Genomic DNA, 21,174 nt, shown 5'->3' on the forward strand with positions numbered 1-21,174 from the left:
AAATCCGGGAAGGATTCGCCTGCCCCCGGATTACATCCGGGCTACGCTGAGCCAACCTCCGCATGATCCCGGAGCCATCATGAAAGCCTTCACTCTGCCGCTGCTCCTGCTGCTCACTGCCTGCCAGAGCTCCAACCCCTACCAGGCCGACGGCAAGCCACTACCGCCCGCGCCGCCCGGCGCCGCCAGCCATTTCGACCGCAGCGCCTACCCGGCCACACCGCGCGACTATGGCCGCTACCGCGACTGGGCCTGGCGCGAGCTGCCGACCGGCAGCGCCTGGGCCGAAGGCGCGCTGGTCGCCGAGGCGGTCGCGGGCGGCCTGGACCAGCGCGGCCTGCGCCCGGCCCAGGGCAACAAGGCGGCCGACCTGCAGGTAAGCGCCGCGGTCAGCCTGGAGCGGCGCCAGTATCAGGTGCGCGACGACTACGGCAGCTACTACGGTCACGGTCCCTACGGCGACCACTACGGCATGTATGGCAGCGTGCCGCTGGTGCGCACCTACGAGGTGGAAGTGGCAGTGGTGCGCATCGAGCTCTACGACGGACGCGACGGCCAGCCGGTGTGGAGCGGCATTGGCGAGGCGCGCAGCGAAGGCAGCCAGAGCGAACGCGCAGACGCCCTGCGCCGAGCCGTCGCCGACACCCTGGGCGCCTATCCGCCGGAGTGAAATGGCGCTTGCCGAAGAGTCCCGCTTGCAGTTGGATAGAGGCCCTAGCACGGAGGTTACCGCCATGTTCCCGCGCCTGTTACTGGTCTCGATCCTGCTGCTCCTCGGCGCCTGCCAGAGCCCGCGCATCGAGCGCGACTTCGACACCAGCCGCGATTTCGCCGCCTACAGCAGCTGGAGTTGGCAGGAGCCGGCCCTGCAATATCGCCCGGACGATCCGCGGCTGCGCAGTGACCTGACCGAGCAGCGCATCCGCAGCGCCATCGAGCAGCAACTTGAGCAGCGCGGCCTGCGCCCGGCCCAGCCCGGCAAACCGAGCGACCTGCGGGTACAGGCCTGGCTGATCGTCGACCAGCGCCAGGAACAGGTCAGCAGCCACTACGGCGGCTACTGGGGCGGATACTGGGATGGCGGCTGGGGCGGCCCGGCCTACAGCGAGACCCGCACCGTCGACTACCAGGTGGCGACGGTGCAGATCGACCTGCTCGACGGCCGCGACGGCAAGCTGGTCTGGCGGGGCAGTGCCGAACAGGTGATGCGCGCCTCGGCGCAGAGCCCGGCGCAACGCGAAGCGGCGATCCGCGACACCGTCGCCCAGGTCCTGGCCCACTACCCTCCACACTGAGCCCCCGATGAGCGACCAGCTGCTGACCCATCGTCCTGCCACGGACGACGACCTCGACGCCGTGACGCACTTCGTGCGCAACGCCGATGAACTCTTCTATGCCTTTCCACGTGCGCACTGGCCGCTGAGCCGCGAGCAGCTGGCCGCCGCCTGCGCCGAACGCCAGGGCAGCACCCTGGCATTGCTCGACCGCCGCCCCGCCGGCTTCGCCAATTTCTACCAGAGCGTGGCCGGGGAGTACTGCGCCCTGGGCAACCTGATGATCGCGCCCTGGGCACGCGGCCAGGGCGTGGCGCAATACCTGGTCGGAGTGATGGAACAACTGGCCCGGCGCGATTTCGCCGCCCGCGAGTTGCGCGTCTCCTGCTTCAACGACAACAGCGCCGGCCTGCTGCTCTATGCGCGCCTGGGCTATCGCCTGAGCGGCCTGGTCGAGCGCCAGCGCGGCCAGCACCGCGTGGCCCTGGTGCAGTTCGCCAAAGAGCTCGTAAGCTGACCACCAGGACAGCAAAGCGCATAATAGTTGCCCCCTGTTACCCGGAGACCGCCATGCCCAACTGGTGGCTACTCGTCCTGCCCCTGCTCGCCGGTGCCGTGATGCCGCTGCAGGCCGGCATCAACGGCCAGCTGGCCAAGCACCTGTCCAGCGTGATGGCCGCCGCCCTGGTGTCCTTCCTGGTCGGCACCCTGGCGCTGCTGATCATCGTGCTGTCCCAGCGCGAGGTTGCCGGGCTATCCGCCTTCAAGGGCCTGACCTGGTGGCACTGGAGTGGCGGCCTGCTGGGCGCCTTCTTCATCGCCACGGCCGCCTTCGCCGGGCCGCGCATCGGCGCCCTGCTGTTCATGGTGCTGGTGCTGGCCGGTCAGCTGGGCATGGCTTTGCTGCTCGACCACAACGGCTGGGCGGGCTTTCGCGAGGCGCCGATCACCCTGGGCAAGGCCGCCGGTCTGGCCCTGATCATCGGCGGAGTCTGGCTCATTCGTCGCGGCTGACGACGGAATGCTGGCACTTTGCTTTCCTTGGCTCCGTTGCGACGCTATGCTGCTGATATGCCGCATTTGTGATCACAACACATGGCCTCCAATCCGCAGTTCCCCCACAGCGCCGCGTTCCCCCTCCTCAGGGAAGCGCAGGATGCTCGCGTGCGCACCCGCCTGGGTGGCATCTACTACCTGCTCGCCTGGCTGCTGACCTGGGGCTTCTCCGCCGCGCCAACCGCCATGCCGCTGCTCGCTGGTATCGGCACCCTGTTCTTCACCCTGACCCTAGCGCTGCGCTGGCTGCACCAGCTGCCCAGCCAGCAGAACCAGGCTTGCCTGCAGCAATGGATCGACCGCCACTGGCTGCTGATTCTGATCAACAGCCTGGGCTGGGGCCTGGCCCATGCCTGGGCGCTGCTGCGCCCGGAGTTCGAGCCCTCGCGGCTGATCGCCACCCTCAGCACCGTCGCCTTCAGCACCGCCATGGCCTTCAACTTCCCCATGCGCAAACAGCGCTGCGTGCTGGCCATCCTGCTGCTGTACCTGCCGGGCCTGGCCGTGCTGGCCTGGCAATGGCCGCATCAGGAAGCCCTGGCGGTAACCCTGGCGTTCTACCTCAGCTACCTGCTGCTGGCGCTGAACCGCAGCCATCGCGAGTACCACGGCACCCTGGCCATGGAGCAGCAACTGGTCGAGCAGCGCGAGCGCTACGAGCAGCTCAGCCGCACCGATAGCCTGACCCAGCTGGGCAACCGCCTGCAGTTCAACGGCCTGTTTCCAGCCATGGTGGCCAGCGCCCGGCGCCAGGACAACCCGCTGAGCCTGGTGCTGCTGGATATCGACTTCTTCAAGCGGATCAACGACGAATACGGCCATAGCAGCGGCGACGCCTGCCTCAGCGACTTCGCCGAGCGCATGCGCCGAGTGTTCCGCCGTGACAGCGACGCCCTGCTGCGCCTGGGCGGCGAGGAATTCGGTGTGCTGATGCCCGGCACGCCGCTCAAGGAAGCCTGCGAGGTGGCCGAGCGCTTCCGCGCCGAGCTGGCCGAGCAGGGCTTCGTGTTGCACGGCCAGCGCCTGCCGCTGACCACCAGCCTGGGGGTCGGCGGCTTCGACCCGGCCCAGGACGAGAGCGCCGAAGCCTTCTTCAAGCGCGTCGACGATGCCCTGTACCGCGCCAAGGCCGAGGGGCGCGACCGCCTGGCCCTGGCCGAGGCCTGAGCCGGCGCTAGTCGCCGAGCTGGAACTCGACCCGCGCCGTTGCCCCACTCTGGTCCAGCAGACTGAGCTGATACAGCCCGCTCGCCGTGAGCTTCTGCTCGATGCTCTCGCCGGGCTGGCTCTCGGCCACCGGCATGCCATTGAGGAACCACCAGCGCGTGCCGCTGCCCCCCAGGGCCGAAAGCTTGAGTTGCAGGGGCCCGGCGCTGCTGGCCGGACGCCGTAGGCGATCGCCCTCGCGCACCCCGACGATGGACAGCGGCGCCGCCGGTAGCGGCAGTGCCGGCGGGCACTCGGCCGAGGCCGCCGGCAACCGCGCGGCACGCCGCTCGCGGCGTGGCAGCCAAGGCTCCAGCGGCGCCGGCCACAGGGCGATCTGGGCTTCCCGCGCGCCTTCGCAACTGGCCGCCACCTGCCGGCCATACGCATCCAGCCAGACGCGCTGACTCAAGCCCAGGCCCAGCGGCTGGTCGGCCGCCTGCAGGGTCGGCGGAACCGTGCCATCGAGGGTCCAGGCAAAACGCTGGCGCCGGCAGTTGGGGTCGTCGCGGGCCAGCGCCTGGCCCAGCGGCCAGCAGATCGCCGCCACGCCGATGCTCGCCGGCACCTCCTGTGGCGGCGGCACCAGGCCGCGCTGGCGGTCGCGGTTGACCAATAGGTCGTGCACCTGCAGCAGCAATGGTGCGGCCGAGGCCAGGCCGAACTGGCCGGGCACCGGGGTGCCGTCCGGGCGGCCGATCCACACCCCGATCAGGTGGCGCGGACCGACGCCGATCGCCCAGGCATCGCGGAAGCCGTAGCTGGTGCCGGTCTTCCAGGCCAATACGGGACGCTGCACCAGCTCGGCGCGCGGGTCGCGATCCGGTCGCGCCTGCCCGGCGAGAATGCGCCGCACCACCCAGGCCGCGCCCGGCGAGAGCAGGCGCCGCTCGTGCAGGGCGTCCTGCGGTTGCAGCCGTGGCCGCGCGGCCACACCGCCACGGGCGAAGGCGCTGTAGCCGGCCACCAGTTCCTCCAGGCGGCTGCCGGCGCCGCCGAGGATCAGCGCCAGGTTCGGCTCTGCGCCAGCCGGCAGCGCCAGCGGCACGCCGGCACCGCGCAGCTCGCCGGCGAAGCGCTTGGGTCCGTAGGCTTCCAGCAACTGCACGGCGGGTAGGTTGAGCGAGGTGGCCAGGGCCTCACTGGCCGACACTGGGCCGATAAAGCCGGCGGCAAAGTTGCCCGGCCGGTAGTCGCCGTAGCGCCGCGGCACGTCCTGCAGCAGCGACTCGGAATGGATCAACCCGGCGTCCATGGCCAGGCCGTAGAGGAACGGCTTGAGGGTGGAGCCGGGCGAGCGCTGGGCGCGGATCATGTCGACATGGCCGTAGCGCTTGTCGTCGCCGACATCCAGCGAACCGAGGTAGGCGCGCACCGCCATGCTCTCGCTGTCGACCACAAGGATGGCCGCCGAAGTGCGCTCCGGCAGGCGCGCGCGCCAGCCCAGCAGCAGGTCTTCCAGGCGCCGCTGTAGATTGGCATCGAGCGTGGTGCGGATCAGCGGCGGGCTGCCCGCCACGTTCAGCCGTCGTGCCAGCAGCGGCGCTAGGTTGGGCTCCTGGCGCGGCGCCAGCAGCACCGGCTCCTGCAGCGCCTCGTCCACCGCCGACCGTGGCCATTGCTGGAACTGCGCCAGGCGCCGCAGCACCTTGTCGCGGGCGGCCTGGGCACGCTCAGGGTGGCGGTCCGGACGTAGCCGACTGGGCGCCTGCGGCAGCACCGCAAGCAGCGCAGCCTCGGCGCGGGTCAGCTGGCTTGGCGGCTTGCCCAGGTAGGCCCAGCTGGCCGCCGCCACGCCCTGCAGGGTGCCGCCGAAGGGCGCGCGGTTGAGGTAGAGGGCGAGGATCTCGTCCTTGGACAGGTGCCACTCCAGCTGCAGGGTGCGCCACAGCTGCTTGAACTTGCCGGCGAGGCTGCGCTCGTGTGGGTCGAGCAGGCGCGCCACCTGCATCGACAGGGTGCTACCACCAGACAGCACGCGCCCGCCGGACAGGTTCTGCCAGGCGGCGCGGCCCAGGGCCAGCGGGTTGACCCCGGGGTGCTGGTAGAACCAGCGGTCCTCGTAGGTCAGCAGTGCCTCGAGGTAGTAGGGCGAGACCGCGTCCGTGGCCACCGGATAGCGCCACACGCCTTCGGCATCGGCGAAGCGCCACAGCGGCGTACCGTCCTCGGCCAGCACCACACGGGCCAGACCATCCTCCGGCAGCGGCAGCGGAAAAAGACGGTCGGCCAGCCACAGCAGGGCCAGCGACAGACCAACCAGCAACAGCCTGCGCCGCCAACGCTTCATCGCCGGCCCTCGCTGCGCACGGGGCACCGGCTATGGCATGCTGCTCGGCAACTCTTAGCGGCACTACGGGTGTTCATACCTTGATCCAAGACTTCTTCGAATGGTTGGGCCATGCCCTCGGCACCCTGATCCGCTTCATCGTCGAAGCCCTCAGCGGCTTCTTCGGTCTCTTCGCCGACATCGGCCGCAGCTTCCTCGACGGCATGGCCTCGGCGCTAGGCACCGACGTCGGCCTACTCAGCATCGTCGCCATGGTCTGCGGCCTGTTGCTGCTCTACGCCGCCGTCCGCGCCGGCATGCGCAAGGCCTTTGTGCGCATGGTGATCTATGGGTTGCTGGGGTTGTGGTTGTTGAGTTTGATTGTGAGTTGAGCAGCACTCAAGGCCCTGTAGCCCGGATGCAATCCGGGGAAGCAGGCAACTCCGCTCCCGGATTTCATCCGGGCTACGACCTAGGCAGCCTGCGCGATAACTCACTCCCCCGTGCGATCTATCAGGCCGTCGCTCCCGCACCAATCAACGGGTAACAATCCGCGCGCCACATAGCGGTGAAAGCTGGACAACGGCCAGTCGCATACTCGACCGACCAGGCCATGCTTGAGCGGATTGACATGGATGTAATCGACGTGCGCGACGAAATCCGCCTCATCGCGTATCAAGTGCTCCCAGAAACGGCGCTGCCAGATATTTGCCTCGCCTTTCTCGTTAAGCACCACCGGAAAACCCTTGTCGCGTAGGGCTCGAACGAATAACGATTTGAGTCGGCGGACTCTGCAGGAAAAATCGGCATCGCCCTCAGGCAGCTGCATCAGCAGATGCAGGTGATCGGGCAATATCACCGCTGCAGGTATCTGAAACGGCCGCTCGCAAATGGTCTGCCTTATTGCATCGCGAAGTTCATCGCTATGCCGTATCAACCAGTCCTGGGTTCGATCCTGCAGAGCCAGCGTCAGAAAATAACAGGCGCCCTCGATCCGAGCACGCCGGTAATTGACCATCGACCAGACCTCCTTGTCCGGTATTTTTCAGAGTGCCCCGGCCGTAGCCCGGATACAATCCGGGAACCAGGCGGCTCCGTCCCCGGATTACATCCGGGCTACGCAAACCCACTCAGCGCTCCCTCACCACCAGTTGCGCCGGCGCCGCTCCCACCGCATTCCACGCCGGGCGATACATCGACTCCACCTGCGGCGGCGGCACCCGGTAGGTGCCGGGTGTGACGGCGCGGGCCAGGTACAGCAGGTGGGTGGTGTCGTAGCCGTTCACGTCCAGGGCCGCGACGAGACGGTCGTCGCGGAACTCCTGGTGCTTGATCGCCGCGTTCTGCATCGACTTCTGCCATTCCTTCACCGCGCTGCTGGCGTCGTCCAGGCTGGCGGCGCTCTGCGCCAGGTTCTGGTTCTCCAGCTCCAGGCCGGCCGGCAGCATGTCCACCACCAGAGCATCAGGCACCCGCTCCTCGGCACTCACCGCCAGGTGCACCAGCACCAGCTGGCCGCTGGCCAGGTTGCCGATGTCCAGCGGGCGACCGTCCAGGCCGTAGAAGCCGCGCTCGATGCTGAGGTTATTGCCGCGCGCCGCCGGGGCGGCGGTCGGGTAACCGGAGAGGGTCAGCTGCTGGTAGAGCTTGTCGGCGAAGCCGGTGCTCAGGTTCAGCGGCTCGCTCAGGCTAGCGCCTTCCAGCTTGAGCGCCGGCTGGCCGTTACTCAGCTCGCGTACCTGGCCGCCAGCTTCGAGCACGGCGTTCCAGCTCTTCTCCGGAGTCTTGATCAGGCCACGGCCGGCGAGGAACAGCGCGTTGCGCTCCTGGGTCGACAGGTACGTCTGCAGGGCACGCTCCTCGGCCAGGCTGAACAGCAGTTGGTCACGGCTGCTGGCGGCCAGGTCGTTCTCCTCCAGCAGGGCGTAGATCAGCGCCTGGTCGCGCAGCGGGCTGCCGTAGTCGGCCAGCCACTCCTGGCGCTGGCGACCGAGCCCCAGACCGAGGGCTAGGGCCTCGTCGGCGCGCGGCTTGTCGCCCATCTTTTGCAGGGCCACGGCCAGCTGCACCAGCGGCAGGCCGGACTTGGCGTCGCCACGGCGGTCGTACAGTGCGCGCAGGCTGCCCAGCGGCGCCTGCTGACTGCGCGCCAGCACCAGGCCGGCGTAGGCCTGCACGGCGAAGCGGGTGTGGTCGAGGTTGTCGCTGTAGCCAACGTCGACCAGCTGGCGATCCTGTAAGTAGCGCAGCAGGCGTTCACTGGCCTTCTCCAGCGCCTCCGGCGGCACGGCGAAGCCCTGCTCGCGGGCGCGCAGGAGGAAGTCGGTGACGTAGGCGGTCAGCCAATATTCTTCCTCGCTGTCCGAGCCCCACAGGCCGAAGCTGCCGTTGTAGCGCTGCATGCTCAGCAGACGCTCGATGCCGATCTCGATGGAGTTGCGCCGCTGCTCCTCCGGCTCGCCTTCCAGGCCGAGCTTCTGCAGCGTCGCCGCGTCCGCGTAGAGCGACGGGTACAGGCCGCTGGTGGTCTGCTCCAGACAGCCGTAGGGGTAGGCTTTGAGCGCCTGGATCTGCTCGGCCAGGTTCAGCGGCGGGCGGCTGGAGACGCTGAGCAGCGCCTCGCGTCCGGCCGGCTCGAAGGCCGCCAGGGTGCCGGCCGGCAGTTGCCAGCTGTCGCCCTGCAGCACGCTGCGCAGATGCTTCTGCTGCGCCGGCCAGGCCGAACGCACACCGATGCGCCACTCGCGGCTGAAGGCCGGCAGGTTCTCGCCCGGCAGGCTCAGGCCGTTGACCTTGACCCGCAGCACGCCGGTGCCATAGCCGCCCACCGCACGCACCGGAATGCGCAGGGTCTGGCGCTGGGCCTGGTCGAGGGTCAATGGCGCGCTGTGGCCAGAAGGGTCCGCCAGGCTCAGCTGGCCTTCGGCCTCGATCTGCACCTCAAGCTGCTGCGCGGCGCCGGACAGGTTGGTCAGGTCCAGGGCCACGCTGGTCTCGTCGCCACCGGCGAGGAAGCGCGGCGCCGACAGCTCGGCCACCAGCGGCGCGGCCACCACCGTCTTGCCCTCGCCCATGCCATAGCGCTCGTCGGTCCAGGCCTGGGCCATCAGGCGCAGTTCGCCGTTGAAGTCGGGGATGTCCAGGCTGACGTCGCCTTCGCCCTGGGCGTTAAGCTCAATCGGCACGCTCTGCAACGCGACGATGGTGACGCTGGTGTCCGGGCGCTTGCCGCCCTTGGCCAGCGCCGCGTCGCCTCCGAAGGCCAGCTTGGCCAGGCGCCCCTGGCTGGCCTCGATCAGTTGGCCGTAAACATCGAGCTGATCGACGCCGTAGGCCTTGCGGCCGAACAGCTCGGCGAACGGGTCAGGCGTCTGGTATTCGGTGATGTTGAGGATGCCGACATCCACCGCCGCCACCAGCACATTGACCTTCTGCGCCGCGCTGCCATCGGCGTTCTTCGCCTGCACCTTGACCTTCAGCGGCTGCTGCGGGCGCATCTTCTCCGGCGCGGTCAGGCTGACCTGCAGCTGGCGTGGCGCGCGGTCGAACGGCAGGTGCAGCAGGCCCACGGCGCGCTTGGGTGTGGCACCCGCCTTGCGCTCGCCGGGACGGATGACCAGGGCGCTGACGTACAGGTCATGCCGCGCCCACTCCTTGGCCAGGGGGATATCGAAGCTCTTGCCCTCGGCAGGCACCTCGATCTCCTGCCACCACAGCGGGCCGTCGCTGGACTCGACCATCAGGTAGCCGCTGCCACCGGACGGCGGGGTGACGGTGACCTGGGCTGTGTCGCCGGCAGCATAGGCGGGCCTGTCCAGCGCCAGCTTGACCTGGTCCGGGCGCACCGCGCCGCCTTCGGTGTTGTCCTGCCAGGAGTAGCCGGCCCAGAAGCGCAGGCTGCTGGTGAGGCCGGTATCGGGATCGGTCACTTCGACGCGATAGGGGCCCCACTCCACCGGGAAGCTGACCTTGGCGGTACCGCCGGCGGCGACCTTGATGCCCTCCTCGCCCAGGTTGAGGAACTTCTCGTTGTAGTGGTAGTTCCAGCCCTCGCTCTCCGAGAAGCTCCAGTAGTAGTCGCGGCGCTCGCGGATCAGGCGTACCTGCAGGTTGTCGCTGGCCAGTTTGTTGCCGGCCGGGTCGGCCAGCAGCACTTCGAATTCGGCCAGGCCGTCGCCATCCACATTGTCGCCGTCGAACAGGCCGCGCAGGCCCGGCAGGCGCTCGGCCGGCCACACCGGCTGCACCAGGCGCCGGGTGATCGGACGCCCGCCGGATTCCTGCAGGCTGGCCTGGAGGATCAGTTGCAGCGGCGACTTGGCCTCAGCCCAGCGGTTTTCCACGCCGACCGTAGCCTTGCCCTGGGCGTCCAGGGTGGTTTCTTCCAGTTCCAGGTCCTGGCTCAGTTCCTCCTCGGTGACCGAGCCGAACTGGTAGCCGGGCAGCGCCTTGACCGCTTCGCGCAGCGGACGGACGTAGACCTGGCCGGTGAGGCGATTGCCGGAAGCCGGCGCGCCATAGAGGTAGCGGCCTTCGACCTGGAAGCGCGCGGCGTCGCTCGGCTTGATCGGGTTGTCGCTGCCTTTCAGCTCCAGGGCCAGGCGCTCGGGGAGGAAATCCTCGACGAGGAATTCATGGACCTGCTGGCGACCGCCGCCGAAGTCGAACAGCAGTTGCCAGCGCCCGGTCGGCGCCTCGCCGGCCAGTTGCAGCTGGTACTGGTACAGACCGTTGTCACCGGGCTGCCAGACGAACTTGCGGCTGACCTGCTCGTCCGGCCGGCGCACTTCGACGTTGACCGGCTGCGGCTGCACCGCGCGACCATCGGAATCGCGCAGCAGGGCGTTGAGCAGCACTCGCTCGCCCGGGCGATAGAGGTCGCGCGGGCCGAACACGAATAACTGCAGCGGGTTGGCCACCGGGCCGGCGATGTCGAACTCGGCCAGGTCCAGGGCCGGGCTGCCGAGGTTGAGCAGGCTGGTCTGCTCGCCCTGGCGGGCCAGCACCACGGCGGCCTTGTCCGGCAGCGGCAGCTCGGCGTGGCCGGCGCCGTCGGTCTTGGCGCTGGCCAGCACCTGGCCGTTGCCGCCGAGCAGTTCGATCTCCACGCCCTCCAGCGCCTTGCCGCCTTCCAGGGCCTGGGCGAAGGCGTCCAGGCGACCGTGGTAGCGGTGCACCGACAGGCCGATGTCGCTCAAGGTGAACAGGGTCGCCGGCTGCGAATAGTTGTAGGTGCCGGCCTGGCGCATCACCGCCAGGTACACGCCGGGCTGCTTGAACGGCGCCAGGCCGGCGATCGGCAGCAGCAGGGTCTCGCGGGTGTTGCGCGCCGGGTTGAGGTCGAAGCGGCCGCTGTAGGCCAGTTCAGCCATCGGCAGCAGCTCACGCGACTGCCAGGTATCGAGGTTGGAACTGCGGCCCCACTGGGCGAGGAAATTGGGTAGCGACTCCTGCTTGATGCGGAAGAACTCGACGTTGACCTTGTCGACGTTCAGCGCGATCACCGGCAGGCCCTCGGCCAGGCGGGTCGGCAACAGCGAGCCGCGGCTGGCGAAACCGACGCTGGGCTGCAGGTCGCGGGTATCGAGGCTGGTGTTGTACTCGGCGGCCAGTTCGCTGCCGTTGATCGCCCGCAGGCCAGGGTCGATGGACAGCACCAGACTGCGCCGCGGCTCCAGATGGCGCAGACGCAGCTCCATCAGGTTGTCGGAGAGTTCCCAGGCGCCGTCGACCTTGCCAGTCTTCTTGTCCACCAGGTGCAACCTGGCGGCGAAATCCTGCTCCGGGTCCAGCGGCACGCTGAAGCTCACCGACAGGGTGCTGGCGCCATCCAGCTGCACTTCCGAGGCATCCGCCACGGTCAGTTCACGGCCGGCATAGCGCTTGGCCAGCTCGGCCTTGTCCAGCGCCGGGCGGGCCGCATCCTGCTGCGCGGCCGGCTTGCCGGAGGGGGCGGCGGGCGTCTCGGGAGTGGAGGAATCGCAGGCACTCAGCAGAACGAGCGCGGCGGCCAGAAACAATCCTTTGTACGACATGGCGAACTCTCGGAAGCGTGACGGCAGAGACTCGGCACTATAGCCGAGGCCCTTGTGCTCTTCGAGGAACGACCACGCAGTTCACCGCCGCGTTGGCGGGCAGCCGCCACCCACCTGAGCAGGCACTGAGGGGGCGTTATACTGCGGCCCATGTCCGTATTGCTCGACGCCTGGCGCCACACCCCGACCCATCGCAAGGTCTGGGCCCTGGCCGCCCCGATGATCCTGTCCAACCTCTCGGTACCCCTGGTGACGCTGGTGGATACCGCCGTCATCGGCCATCTGCCGCACACCCAGCAGCTCGGTGCCGTGGTGGTCGGCGGCAGCCTGTACGCCATGCTGGTGGGCGTCTTCGGTATCCTGCGCATGAGTGCCACCGGCTTCGCCGCCCAGGCCGTGGGCCGTGGCGATGGCGGCGCGCTGCGCCAGGTGCTGCTGCAAAGCCTGGTGCTGGCAGCGCTGATCGCCCTGCTGGTCGGCCTGCTGGCGATTCCGCTGAGCGGCGTGGCCCTGCAGCTGATGCAGCCCTCGGCGCAACTCGAGGCGCTGACCCGCGAGTTCTTCCAGGCGCGCCTGTTCGGCCTGCCGGCGACCCTGGCGGTGGCCGCGCTGATCGGCTGGCTGCTCGGCACGCAGAATGCCCGTGGCGCACTGGCGGTGATGTTGACCACCAACCTGCTGAACATCGCCCTCAACCTGTGGTTCGTCCTCGGCCTCGACTGGGGCGTGCTCGGCTCGGCCCGCGCCTCGGTGCTCGCCGAATGGAGCGGCGCCCTGCTCGGCCTGTTACTCGCCTGGCGCACCCTCGGCCGCCACCCCGGGCAGGTCGACCGCGCGGCGCTGCGCCAGTGGCACAGCTGGCGCGCGCTGCTGGCAGTCAACCGCGACATCCTGATCCGCACCCTGGCCCTGCACCTGGTGTTCTTCCTGATCACCGTGCAGGGCACCCGCCTGGGCGATGCCACGGTGGCGGCCAATGCCCTGCTGCTCAATGGCCTGCTGGTCGCCGCTTTCGCCCTGGACGGCCTGGCCCATGCGGTGGAGGCCCTGTGCGGCCATGCCATCGGCGCCCGCGACCGCCTGGCACTGCGCCGCGCCCTGCTGGTCGCCGGGGGCTGGTCGTTGCTCGGCAGCCTGCTGTTCGCCCTGCTGTTCCTGCTCGGCGGGCGGCTGTTCATCGAACTGCAGAGCGACATCCTGGAGGTGCGCAACGCCGCCTACCCCTACCTGCCCTATCTAGCGTTGCTGCCACTGATCGCGGTATGGAGCTACCTGCTCGACGGCCTGTTCATCGGCGCCACGCGAGCCCGGGAGATGCGCGACGCCATGCTGGTCAGCGTCGCCCTGGGGCTGGTTTTCGGTGCACTGCTGCAGGATCTGGGCAATCACGGCCTGTGGCTGGCTCTCCTATGCTTTATGCTGACGCGAGGCCTCAGCCTGGCCATCCTCGGCTGGCGCCTGCAACGCCAAGATGCCTGGCTCGCGACGAGCCACTGAGTGGAGACGGATATGCTGCCTGCCCCCATTCCCGCCGATGAAGCCCTGCGCCAACGCGCCCTGGACGACATGGAACTGCTCGACACGCCGGCCGAGCTGTACCTGGATACCCTGGTGCACCTGACCCGCGAGCTGTTCGAAGTGGAGAGCGTACTGATCAGCCTGGTCGACCGTGATCGCCAGTGGTTCAAGGCCCGCATCGGCCTGGACGGCGACTCGGCGCCCCGCGATACCTCGTTCTGCGGCCACGCCGTGGCGGCCCGCCAGCCCCTGGTGGTGGAGAACGCCCTGAGCGATCCGCGCTTCGCCGACAACCCGGTGGTCACCGGGCCACCCTATGTGCGCTTCTACGCCGGCCAGCCGATCTACAGCCGCGACCACCAGCCGATCGGCACGCTATGCCTGATCCACCCCGAAGCCCGCGCCTTCAGCCCGAGCGAACACTCGCGCCTGCACGACCTTGGCATCCTGGTGGAAGGCTATCTGCACATGCGCAGCATGGGCCAGCAGGCCCACACGCTGCGCCAGGCGGTGGATCGCGAGCAGCGCAAGGCGCTGATCGACCCGCTGACCCAGCTGTGGAACCGCGCCGCCCTCAACCAGTTCTTCGAGCGCGAGATGGCCCGCGCGCAGGATGCCGGCCTGCGCCTGGGCGCCATCTACATCGACCTCGACCACTTCAAGCAGGTCAATGACCAGTTCGGCCATGGCGGCGGCGACCAGGTTCTCTGGCAAAGTGCCCGGCGCATGGGCACGGCACTACGCCCGGATGACCTGCTGATACGCCTGGGTGGCGAGGAGTTCGTCGCCCTGCTGGCCGTGCACGATGCCGCGGAGCTGCGCCAGGTCGCCGAGCGCATCCGCCATGCCATCTGCGACGAGCCGATGAACATCGGCAACCAGCTGCACCCCATGACCACCAGCCTGGGCACCGCCCTGGCCCTGCCCGGCGAAAGCCAGGCGGACCTGCTGGAGCGCGCCGACGCGGCGCTCTACCAGGCCAAGAGCCAGGGCCGCAACCGCACCCTGCACGCCACCGACAACCTCTGAGCCCGGGAGCCACCATGGCCGACGCCATCGCCGCCAGCCTGCATTACCTGTCCATCTTCGTGCTGTTCGCCCTGCTCACCTGCGAGCACATCCTGTTCCGTGCCGACCTCGACCACGCCACGGCAAAACGTCTGCTGCGCATCGACATCGCCTACGGCATCACCGCAGGGCTGGTGCTGGTGACCGGCGCGGTGCGGGTGATCTGGTATGGCAAGGGCCTGGACTACTACCTGCACAACGGGCTGTTCCACGCCAAGGTCGGCCTGTTCCTGCTGATCGGCCTGCTGTCGATCGTGCCGACCCTGACCTTCTTCAACTGGCGCAACGCGCTGCTGGCCGGCCAGGCACCGGACATCAGCCCGGCCACGGCCCGGCGCACCATCTGGGTGATCCGCCTCGAGCTGCTCCTGCTGGTCTGCCTGCCGTTCCTGGCCAGCCTGATGGCGCGCGGGGTGGGTTACTCCAGCTGAGTAGCAGGTAGCCCGGATGCAATCCGGAAACGGCCTCCCCGGATTGCATCCAGGCTACGAGCTCACATGAAAAAGCCCGGCGATTGCCGGGCTTTTTTGTTGCCTGGACCCGGTGGAGGAGCGGCCGCGCACTGCCTGCGAGCCCCTCTCCCAGCGTCTCAGGTCGCCAGGTAGGACGAGCGGGTCAGGCCAAGGCGCAGCGCATCCAGGTACTGGGCGCGCTCGGCGGCCGAGAGCTTGGCGCCGGCCACCTTGTCGCGGTAGTAGGTCATCAGTTCCTCGGGCGACAGGTGCACGTAGCGCAGCATGTCCTCGATGGTGTCGTGGGTCTCGATGCCGGTGTGCACCACGCTGCCATCCGGGCGCTGGTAGATGTTCACCGAGTCGGTGTCGCCGAACAGGTTGTGCATGTCGCCGAGGATCTCCTGATAGGCGCCGACCAGGAACACGCCGAGCACGTAGTCCTCGCCTTCGCGCACCTCGTGCACCGGCAGGCTGGTCTCGATCGACTGCTCGTCGACGTACTGACGGATCTTGCCGTCGGAGTCGCAGGTCAGGTCCTGCAGCACGGCACGGCGCAGCGGCTCCTCGTCCAGGCGGTTCAGCGGCAGGATCGGCAGGATCTGGCCGATGGCCCAGGTGTCCGGCAGGCTCTGGAACACCGAGAAGTTGCAGATGTACTTGTCCGCCAGCTTGTCGTTGAGCTCGTCGAGCACCGCGCGGTGCGAACGCTGACGCGCCTTGAGCTGATTGTGCAGGCGCCGGCAGATGGCGAAGTAGCATTGCTCGGCCATCGCCTTCTCGGTCAGGTTGAGCTTGCCGGCGGAGTACTGCGCGGCCACTTCCTCGATGTAGTGAGTGGCGCGCCAGTAGCTCTCGGCGACCATTTCCGGGTCGCTGTCGGCAAGCAGGTCGATGAGGTTCTGCAGCACTTCCGGCTGCTCGACGCTCGGGTCGATCTGCGGCATATCGTCGTTGTGCCGCTCGACGTCGGTCACCTGCACCACCAGCACGGCGTGGTGCGCGGTCATCGCCCGGCCGCTCTCGGAGAAGATGTGCGGATGCGGGATGTCCTGGCGGTCGCAGAATTCCTTGAGCATGTCGACCACGGTGGAGGCGTAGTCCTCCATGTCGTAGTTGATCGAGCTAGCATTGCGCGAGTGCGTGCCGTCGTAGTCCACGCCGAGGCCGCCGCCGACGTCGATGTGGTCGACCGGCAGGCCCAGGCCGCGCAGCTCACCGTAGTAGCGAATGGCTTCGCGGAAGCCCTTGCGGTAGTCGGCGATGTTGGCGATCTGTGAGCCCATGTGGAAGTGCAGCAGGCGGATGCCCTGGTCCAGCTTGGCCGCCTTGAAGCGCTCGACCACGGCGAGGATCTGCGCGGCGGACAGACCGAACTTGGACTTTTCGCCGCCGGTGTCGGCCCACTTGGAGGACGCCAGCGAGGACAGGCGCACGCGCAGGCCCACCTGCGGGGTGACCTTGAGCTTGGCCGCCTCCTCGATGACGAACTGCACCTCGGATTCCTTCTCGATCACGATGAACACGTTGTGACCGAGCTTCTGCCCCATCAGCGCCAGGCGGATGAACTCGCGATCCTTGTAGCCGTTGCAGACGATGGTGCCGCCCTTCGGCGCCAGCGCCAGCACGGCCATCAGCTCGGGCTTGGAGCCGGCTTCCAGGCCGATGGAAACGTCCTGGGTGGCGATGATGTTCTCCACCACCGCCTCCTGCTGGTTGACCTTGATCGGGTACAGGGCGGTGTAGCGGCTGCCGTATTCGAGGCGCTCGATGGCCGCGTCGAAGGCGCTGGTCAGCTGGCGCACGCGGTACTGCAGGATCTCCGGGAAGCGCACCAGCAGCGGCAGCGACAGGCCGCTGCCGCGCAGGTCGTCGAGCTGCGCGTAGAGGTCGATGGGCGCGCTGTCCGGGCCGTTCGGGCGCACTTCCACCCGACCGGCATCATTGATCGAGAAGAAGCCGGCGCCCCAGTGGCGAATGCCATATACGCTGCGGCTGTCCGCGACTGTCCATTGGCTGCCATCGTCTTTGCGGGTGCGTCTTGCGGCCATCGAGGTCTCCTGTAGGCGAGAAAGGGCTGCCGCCGGGCAGCACGGGTAATGCATCAGATGAAGGTTGCAGGAGTGTGGACCGCCCCTGCCGCAGAGAAGTTTAGGAAGTGGCGGTTCAGCCGCCGGACTTCTTGGCCTTGAAACCACGTTTGGTCAGCTCTTCGAGGAGCAGCTCGACCATGTCGCCCTGGATTTCGATCACGCCGTCCTTGAGCCCGCCGCCGCAACCGCAGCGCTTCTTCAGTGTGCTGGCCAGCTCCTTCAGCTCGGCCTCGGCCAGCGGCACGCCGGTCACGGTGGTGACGGTCTTGCCGCCACGGCCCTTGGTCTCGCGACGCACGCGGGCGATGCCGTCGCCTTCGGGGATCTGGCTCTGCTTGCAGATGCAGGCGGCCACGGGCTGGCCACAGTCGGGGCAGTGCCGACCGGCATCGGTGGAATAGACGAGACCGCCGAGGGCGGAGAACGAAGCAGCTTTCTTGACCACCGGCTTTTCCTCGTAGGGGTCAGGATAGCGACTGGCCGGCGGGGAGGCCGACCGCGAGGCCCCACTCAGGCAGGGGCAGCGCAACCAGGCATGGCGCCTGGCATTGAAGGTGGCGCAGTGTAAGGGCAAAAGACCGCGATGCTAAGTGCGAAATTGCGCCATTGATCGACGGATTGGCGACCTTGTGCGGCATCACGCACGGCATGCCCGGAAATACTGCACAAAGCCGCGCCTGGCGCGGGTTGCCGATCAGCTCGCCAGGTACAGGCGCAGTGCCTGCAGCGAGTCCGGGCAGTAGGGTTTGGCCTGCGCTTCTGCCAGTGCCTGCTGCGGAGCGATGAAGCGCGCCTCCAGCACCTCCTCCGGCTGCAGCAGCAGCGGTGCGTCAGAAACGGCGGAGAACACTGCGCCCCACAGGCGGTTGCCCGGCTCGGCGAAATGAAAGCGGCCGTGCTCGCGCAGCGGCACACCGGCGATGCCCAGCTCCTCATGCAGCTCGCGGGCGGCGGACTCGGCGTAGCTCTCGCCCTCGCCGACCATGCCGCCGGCGGCCACGTCCCAGTAGCCGGGATAGATCGCCTTGCTCAGGGTGCGCCGGTGCACGCACAGCTCGCCGCGCGTGTTGAACAGCAGGATGAAGGTGCCGCGGCCAATCAATCCGCGCTGGCGCAGCTCGGCCCGCTGCAGGCCGCCGAGCAGGCGATCCTGCTCGTCGACCCAGGCAACCCGCTCCAGGTCGGAGGCGGCGCGGTGCGCCGCCTCGCGTGCCGAGATGTCCATCAGCCCTGGCTCAGCAGGGTGCGCAGGTCGATGATCGCGGCGTTGGCGCGCGAGATGTAGTTGGCCATCACCAGCGAGTGGTTGGCCAGCACGCCGTAACCGCTGCCATTGAGCACCATGGGGCTCCACAGCGGCTCCTGGGCCGCCTCCAGCTCGCGGATGATCTGGCGCACGCTGACGGTGGCGTTCTTCTTCGCCAGCACGTCGGCGAAGTCCACCTCGATGGCGCGCAGCAGATGCGACAGCGCCCAGGCCTGGCCGCGGGCTTCGTAGAACACGTTGTCGATCTGCAGCCAGGGGGTCTTCACCTCCTCCTCGCGCACCGGGACGCTTTCGCCCTCGGCGGTGCTCTTGCCGTCGGCCAGGTCGGTGTTCAGGCGCACCCGGCCGACGCTGGCGGACAGGCGCTGGGACAGCGAACCGAGACGGGTGGCGACATCGCCCAGCCAGCTGTTGAGGTTGTCGGCGCGGGCATAGAACTGCGCCGAGGGCTGGCTCGGATCGGCCAGGGCCGCCAGGTAGCTGTCCAGCGACTTGAGACCGGCGGCGTACTCATCCTCGGACGCCGGCAGGGCCCAGCTCTTGTTGTCGAAGTTGAAGCGCTGCTCGGCCTTGATCAGGCGGGTGTCTTCGGTGGACTGCGACTGCGAGCGGGCGAAGTCCTTGCGCAGCGCACGCGACATATCGCGCACCTGCACCAGCACGCCGTACTCCCAGGCCGGCATGTTGTCCAGCCACAGGCCGGGCGGAGCGATGTCGTTGGACAGGTAGCCGCCGGGCTTGCTCAGCAGGGTGCCGGAGACCCGCTTGAGGGTCTCCACCGTGGTGTAGCCGTTGACCAGCTTGCGCTGCGCCTGCTCGGCCGCGGCCTGGGCCTGCTGCTGCACAGGAAACAGCTCGGGCTCCTGGCTCCAGTACCAGCCCACCAGCAGGGCGGCCAGCAGGTAGAGCCCGAGCAGGGTGCCCAGGGTGCGGCTCAGCCACAGGCCGCCGAAGTAGCTGCGTGCGTTGTCCACCGAGTCGCTGACGTTGCCGCGCAACTCATCCGTACCTTTCTTCCAGTCCAGCATGATCTTGGTCCTTGATTGCTCGTCTCGCCCGATCCGCCCCTTTCCGCGGCGGACCATTGTCCCGCACTATAAGTGAAGCGCAGCGCACAAGCAGTGTCGGAATGCCTGGTAAGGTGGCAAATCGGCCAAATGCTGGCGGGTTGACGCCAAATGACCGACGGCCGCCCTAGGGCATGTTACCAGTGGTAGCATCATGCCATCACCCGGCCACTGGCTGGATTACCATCAGATGTTAGTCATGAACGAGCACGAAGATCCCAGTCGCGACCGCCTCAAGCAACACTTCGCCAAGCGCGTGATCCACCAGGCCCGCCAGGTGCTGGAAGTGTGGCAGCGCCTGCAGCAGGAGGAATGGGGCGCGAGCGTCATGGCCGAGCTGGCGGAGACCAACCTCGGTTTGCTGCGCTATGCCGAACGCTTCGAGCAGGATCTGCATATCCAGCTGGCCCGCGGCATCGGTCAGTGCCTGGAGACCGTGGAAGGCAATCGCGGCCGTCTCAACAGCCAGCTGATCACCGAACTCAACCAGCTCATGCAGCGCCTGTCGCGCACCGGCCTGCGCCATGGCGACCAGTACGAGCAGACCTTCCTGCCGCCGCTGCGCAAACCGGTGTACCTGGCCCTGCAGGATCAGGAGCGCGCCCAGCGCCTGGCCCAGCAGCTGGAGTTCTTCGGCCTGAGTGCCCAGCACTTCGGCAGCGCCGCGGCCTTCCGCGCCGCCATGGCCGAGCGCCATCCGGCCGCCATTCTGATGGAAGTGGATTTCGCCGGCCCGGGCCTCGGCCTGCAGCTGGCCGCCGAGGCGCAGCAAGGCCTGGAGCAGAAGCTGCCGCTGCTGTTCTTCAGTCATGACGACGTCGATACCCCGACCCGCCTGGCCGCCGTGCGCGCCGGTGGCCAGGAGTTCTTCACCGGCAGCCTGGACGCCTCCGGCCTGATCGAGCGCATCGAGATCCTCACCAACGTGGTCCACTACGACCCCTACAAGGTGCTGATCGTCGACGACTCGCGGGCCCAGGCCACCCACACCGAGCGCGTGCTGAACAGCGCCGGCATCGTCACCCGCACCCTTACCGAGCCGATCCAGGCGATGGCCGAGCTGGCCGAATTCCAGCCCGACCTGATCATCCTCGACATGTACATGCCCGAGTGCAACGGCACCGAGCTGGCCAAGGTGATTCGCCACAACGACCGCTACGTCAGCGTGCCGATCATCTACCTGTCCGCCGAGGACGACCTGGACAAGCAGCTCGACGCCATGAGCGAGGGCGGCGACGACTTCCTGACCAAGCCGATCAAGCCGCGCCACCTGATCGCCACCGTGCGCAACCGCGCGGCCCGGGCGCGCAACCTCAAGGCACGCATGGTGCGCGACAGCCTCACCGGGCTGTTCAACCACACCCACACCCTGCAGCTGCTGGAAGACGCGCGCTTCCGCGCCCGTCGCGACGGCCAGCCGCTGACCTTCGCGATGATCGACATCGACCACTTCAAGAAGGTCAACGACACCTACGGCCACCCCATGGGCGACCGGGTGATCAAGAGCCTGGCGCTGTTCCTCAAGCAGCGTCTGCGCAAGACCGACCATATCGGCCGCTACGGTGGCGAGGAATTCGCCGTGGTGCTGCCGGACACCGACGCGGTGACCGCGGCCAAGGTGCTCGACGAGATCCGCCGGCGCTTCGCCGAGATCCACTACCCGGCGCAGCCGCATGACCTGTCCTGCACCTTCAGTTGCGGCATCGCCGAACTGCGTGACGACATGGACGGCAACGCCCTGTCGAAACAGGCCGACGAAGCGCTCTACGTGGCCAAGCGCGGCGGCCGTAACCGGGTCGAGATCTACCTCGACGAAGCGTGACCCAGGTCACGCCGTCATAAAGCCGTAACCAAACCGCAATAACCTCC

General features: G+C 68.1%; 17 protein-coding genes. 10 read left to right on the forward strand and 7 right to left on the reverse strand.

Going from position 1 to position 21,174, the window contains the following annotated elements; translation table 11 throughout:
- Nucleotides 1–79: 79 nt before the first annotated feature.
- The 5 genes from PA6_RS13160 to PA6_RS13180 all read left to right on the forward strand — a co-directional run bounded on the left by PA6_RS13160 (nucleotide 80) and on the right by PA6_RS13180 (nucleotide 3,497).
- Nucleotides 80–670 (forward strand): DUF4136 domain-containing protein, encoded by a 591-nt coding sequence (locus tag PA6_RS13160; protein ID WP_021701420.1) that lies wholly within the window; start codon nucleotides 80–82, stop codon nucleotides 668–670.
- A 64-nt stretch (nucleotides 671–734) separates the two neighbouring features.
- Nucleotides 735–1,295 (forward strand): DUF4136 domain-containing protein, encoded by a 561-nt coding sequence (locus tag PA6_RS13165; protein ID WP_021701421.1) that lies wholly within the window; start codon nucleotides 735–737, stop codon nucleotides 1,293–1,295.
- A gap of 7 nt (nucleotides 1,296–1,302) precedes the next feature.
- Nucleotides 1,303–1,791: a GNAT family N-acetyltransferase gene (locus PA6_RS13170; protein WP_021701422.1), complete on the forward strand. Its 489-nt coding sequence runs from the start codon at nucleotides 1,303–1,305 to the stop codon at nucleotides 1,789–1,791.
- 53 nt (nucleotides 1,792–1,844) lie between these two features.
- Entirely contained in the window at nucleotides 1,845–2,288 is a 444-nt protein-coding gene (locus PA6_RS13175) for a DMT family transporter (RefSeq protein ID WP_021701423.1), read from the forward strand.
- Nucleotides 2,289–2,438: 150 nt separating this feature from the next.
- On the forward strand, nucleotides 2,439–3,497 hold the full coding sequence (locus PA6_RS13180) for a GGDEF domain-containing protein (RefSeq protein ID WP_255209927.1): 1,059 nt from the start codon (nucleotides 2,439–2,441) through the stop codon (nucleotides 3,495–3,497).
- Nucleotides 3,498–3,504: 7 nt separating this feature from the next.
- Here PA6_RS13180 and pbpC read toward each other — a convergent pair whose 3' ends face one another.
- The gene (gene pbpC, locus PA6_RS13185; RefSeq protein ID WP_043216677.1) at nucleotides 3,505–5,826 is read right to left on the reverse strand and encodes a peptidoglycan glycosyltransferase PbpC; all 2,322 of its coding nucleotides are present in this window, start codon (nucleotides 5,824–5,826) and stop codon (nucleotides 3,505–3,507) included.
- An 80-nt stretch (nucleotides 5,827–5,906) separates the two neighbouring features.
- Here pbpC and PA6_RS13190 point away from each other — a divergent pair, with 80 nt between their 5' ends.
- Complete coding sequence (locus PA6_RS13190; protein WP_021701426.1) at nucleotides 5,907–6,197, forward strand: hypothetical protein; 291 nt, start codon at nucleotides 5,907–5,909, stop codon at nucleotides 6,195–6,197.
- 101 nt (nucleotides 6,198–6,298) lie between these two features.
- Here PA6_RS13190 and PA6_RS13195 read toward each other — a convergent pair whose 3' ends face one another.
- Nucleotides 6,299–6,823, reverse strand: coding sequence for an REP-associated tyrosine transposase (locus PA6_RS13195; protein ID WP_021701427.1), 525 nt, complete (start codon nucleotides 6,821–6,823; stop codon nucleotides 6,299–6,301).
- Between the two features lie 112 nt (nucleotides 6,824–6,935).
- Nucleotides 6,936–11,840, reverse strand: a complete 4,905-nt coding sequence (locus PA6_RS13200; RefSeq protein ID WP_021701428.1) for an alpha-2-macroglobulin family protein — start codon at nucleotides 11,838–11,840, stop codon at nucleotides 6,936–6,938.
- 150 nt (nucleotides 11,841–11,990) lie between these two features.
- On the opposite strand from PA6_RS13200, the gene PA6_RS13205 reads away from it, so the two are divergent.
- Genes PA6_RS13205 through PA6_RS13215 form a run of 3 tightly spaced genes read left to right on the forward strand, consistent with a single transcriptional unit; the run spans nucleotide 11,991 to nucleotide 14,857 of the window.
- On the forward strand, nucleotides 11,991–13,337 hold the full coding sequence (locus PA6_RS13205) for an MATE family efflux transporter (RefSeq protein WP_021701429.1): 1,347 nt from the start codon (nucleotides 11,991–11,993) through the stop codon (nucleotides 13,335–13,337).
- A gap of 12 nt (nucleotides 13,338–13,349) precedes the next feature.
- The gene (locus PA6_RS13210; protein ID WP_021701430.1) at nucleotides 13,350–14,387 is read left to right on the forward strand and encodes a GGDEF domain-containing protein; all 1,038 of its coding nucleotides are present in this window, start codon (nucleotides 13,350–13,352) and stop codon (nucleotides 14,385–14,387) included.
- Nucleotides 14,388–14,401: 14 nt separating this feature from the next.
- The gene (locus tag PA6_RS13215) at nucleotides 14,402–14,857 is read left to right on the forward strand and encodes a DUF2214 family protein (protein WP_021701431.1); all 456 of its coding nucleotides are present in this window, start codon (nucleotides 14,402–14,404) and stop codon (nucleotides 14,855–14,857) included.
- 158 nt (nucleotides 14,858–15,015) lie between these two features.
- On the opposite strand, the gene speA is transcribed toward PA6_RS13215, so the two are convergent.
- From speA to PA6_RS13235, 4 genes are all read right to left on the reverse strand, one after another.
- A complete protein-coding gene (gene speA, locus PA6_RS13220; RefSeq protein WP_021701432.1) occupies nucleotides 15,016–16,929 on the reverse strand; it encodes an arginine decarboxylase in 1,914 nt (637 codons plus the stop codon).
- Between the two features lie 115 nt (nucleotides 16,930–17,044).
- Nucleotides 17,045–17,416: a translation initiation factor Sui1 gene (locus PA6_RS13225; RefSeq protein ID WP_021701433.1), complete on the reverse strand. Its 372-nt coding sequence runs from the start codon at nucleotides 17,414–17,416 to the stop codon at nucleotides 17,045–17,047.
- 249 nt (nucleotides 17,417–17,665) lie between these two features.
- Complete coding sequence (locus PA6_RS13230) at nucleotides 17,666–18,196, reverse strand: NUDIX hydrolase (RefSeq protein ID WP_021701434.1); 531 nt, start codon at nucleotides 18,194–18,196, stop codon at nucleotides 17,666–17,668.
- A complete protein-coding gene (locus PA6_RS13235; RefSeq protein ID WP_021701435.1) occupies nucleotides 18,196–19,266 on the reverse strand; it encodes a DUF2333 family protein in 1,071 nt (356 codons plus the stop codon). Before PA6_RS13235 ends, PA6_RS13230 begins: the two co-directional genes overlap by 1 nt.
- A gap of 238 nt (nucleotides 19,267–19,504) precedes the next feature.
- Between PA6_RS13235 and PA6_RS13240 the strand changes: the two genes are divergently transcribed.
- A complete protein-coding gene (locus tag PA6_RS13240; RefSeq protein ID WP_021701436.1) occupies nucleotides 19,505–21,127 on the forward strand; it encodes a diguanylate cyclase in 1,623 nt (540 codons plus the stop codon).
- The last annotated feature ends 47 nt before the right edge of the window (nucleotides 21,128–21,174 follow it).

Source organism: Aquipseudomonas alcaligenes NBRC 14159 (assembly GCF_000467105.1).
GTDB lineage: Bacteria > Pseudomonadota > Gammaproteobacteria > Pseudomonadales > Pseudomonadaceae > Aquipseudomonas > Aquipseudomonas alcaligenes.

What these genes read in the sequence shown, in the direction of transcription:
- PA6_RS13175 (WP_021701423.1), top strand. Translation starts at nt 1,845, where the DNA reads ATGCCCAACTGGTGGCTACTCGTCCTGCCCCTGCTCGCCGGTGCCGTG.
- PA6_RS13230 (WP_021701434.1), bottom strand. Translation starts at nt 18,196, where the DNA reads ATGGACATCTCGGCACGCGAGGCGGCGCACCGCGCCGCCTCCGACCTG.
- PA6_RS13215 (WP_021701431.1), top strand. Translation starts at nt 14,402, where the DNA reads ATGGCCGACGCCATCGCCGCCAGCCTGCATTACCTGTCCATCTTCGTG.
- PA6_RS13205 (WP_021701429.1), top strand. Translation starts at nt 11,991, where the DNA reads ATGTCCGTATTGCTCGACGCCTGGCGCCACACCCCGACCCATCGCAAG.
- PA6_RS13195 (WP_021701427.1), bottom strand. Translation starts at nt 6,823, where the DNA reads ATGGTCAATTACCGGCGTGCTCGGATCGAGGGCGCCTGTTATTTTCTG.
- speA (WP_021701432.1), bottom strand. Translation starts at nt 16,929, where the DNA reads ATGGCCGCAAGACGCACCCGCAAAGACGATGGCAGCCAATGGACAGTC.
- PA6_RS13165 (WP_021701421.1), top strand. Translation starts at nt 735, where the DNA reads ATGTTCCCGCGCCTGTTACTGGTCTCGATCCTGCTGCTCCTCGGCGCC.
- PA6_RS13240 (WP_021701436.1), top strand. Translation starts at nt 19,505, where the DNA reads ATGAACGAGCACGAAGATCCCAGTCGCGACCGCCTCAAGCAACACTTC.
- PA6_RS13200 (WP_021701428.1), bottom strand. Translation starts at nt 11,840, where the DNA reads ATGTCGTACAAAGGATTGTTTCTGGCCGCCGCGCTCGTTCTGCTGAGT.
- PA6_RS13170 (WP_021701422.1), top strand. Translation starts at nt 1,303, where the DNA reads ATGAGCGACCAGCTGCTGACCCATCGTCCTGCCACGGACGACGACCTC.
- pbpC (WP_043216677.1), bottom strand. Translation starts at nt 5,826, where the DNA reads ATGAAGCGTTGGCGGCGCAGGCTGTTGCTGGTTGGTCTGTCGCTGGCC.
- PA6_RS13235 (WP_021701435.1), bottom strand. Translation starts at nt 19,266, where the DNA reads ATGCTGGACTGGAAGAAAGGTACGGATGAGTTGCGCGGCAACGTCAGC.
- PA6_RS13210 (WP_021701430.1), top strand. Translation starts at nt 13,350, where the DNA reads ATGCTGCCTGCCCCCATTCCCGCCGATGAAGCCCTGCGCCAACGCGCC.
- PA6_RS13160 (WP_021701420.1), top strand. Translation starts at nt 80, where the DNA reads ATGAAAGCCTTCACTCTGCCGCTGCTCCTGCTGCTCACTGCCTGCCAG.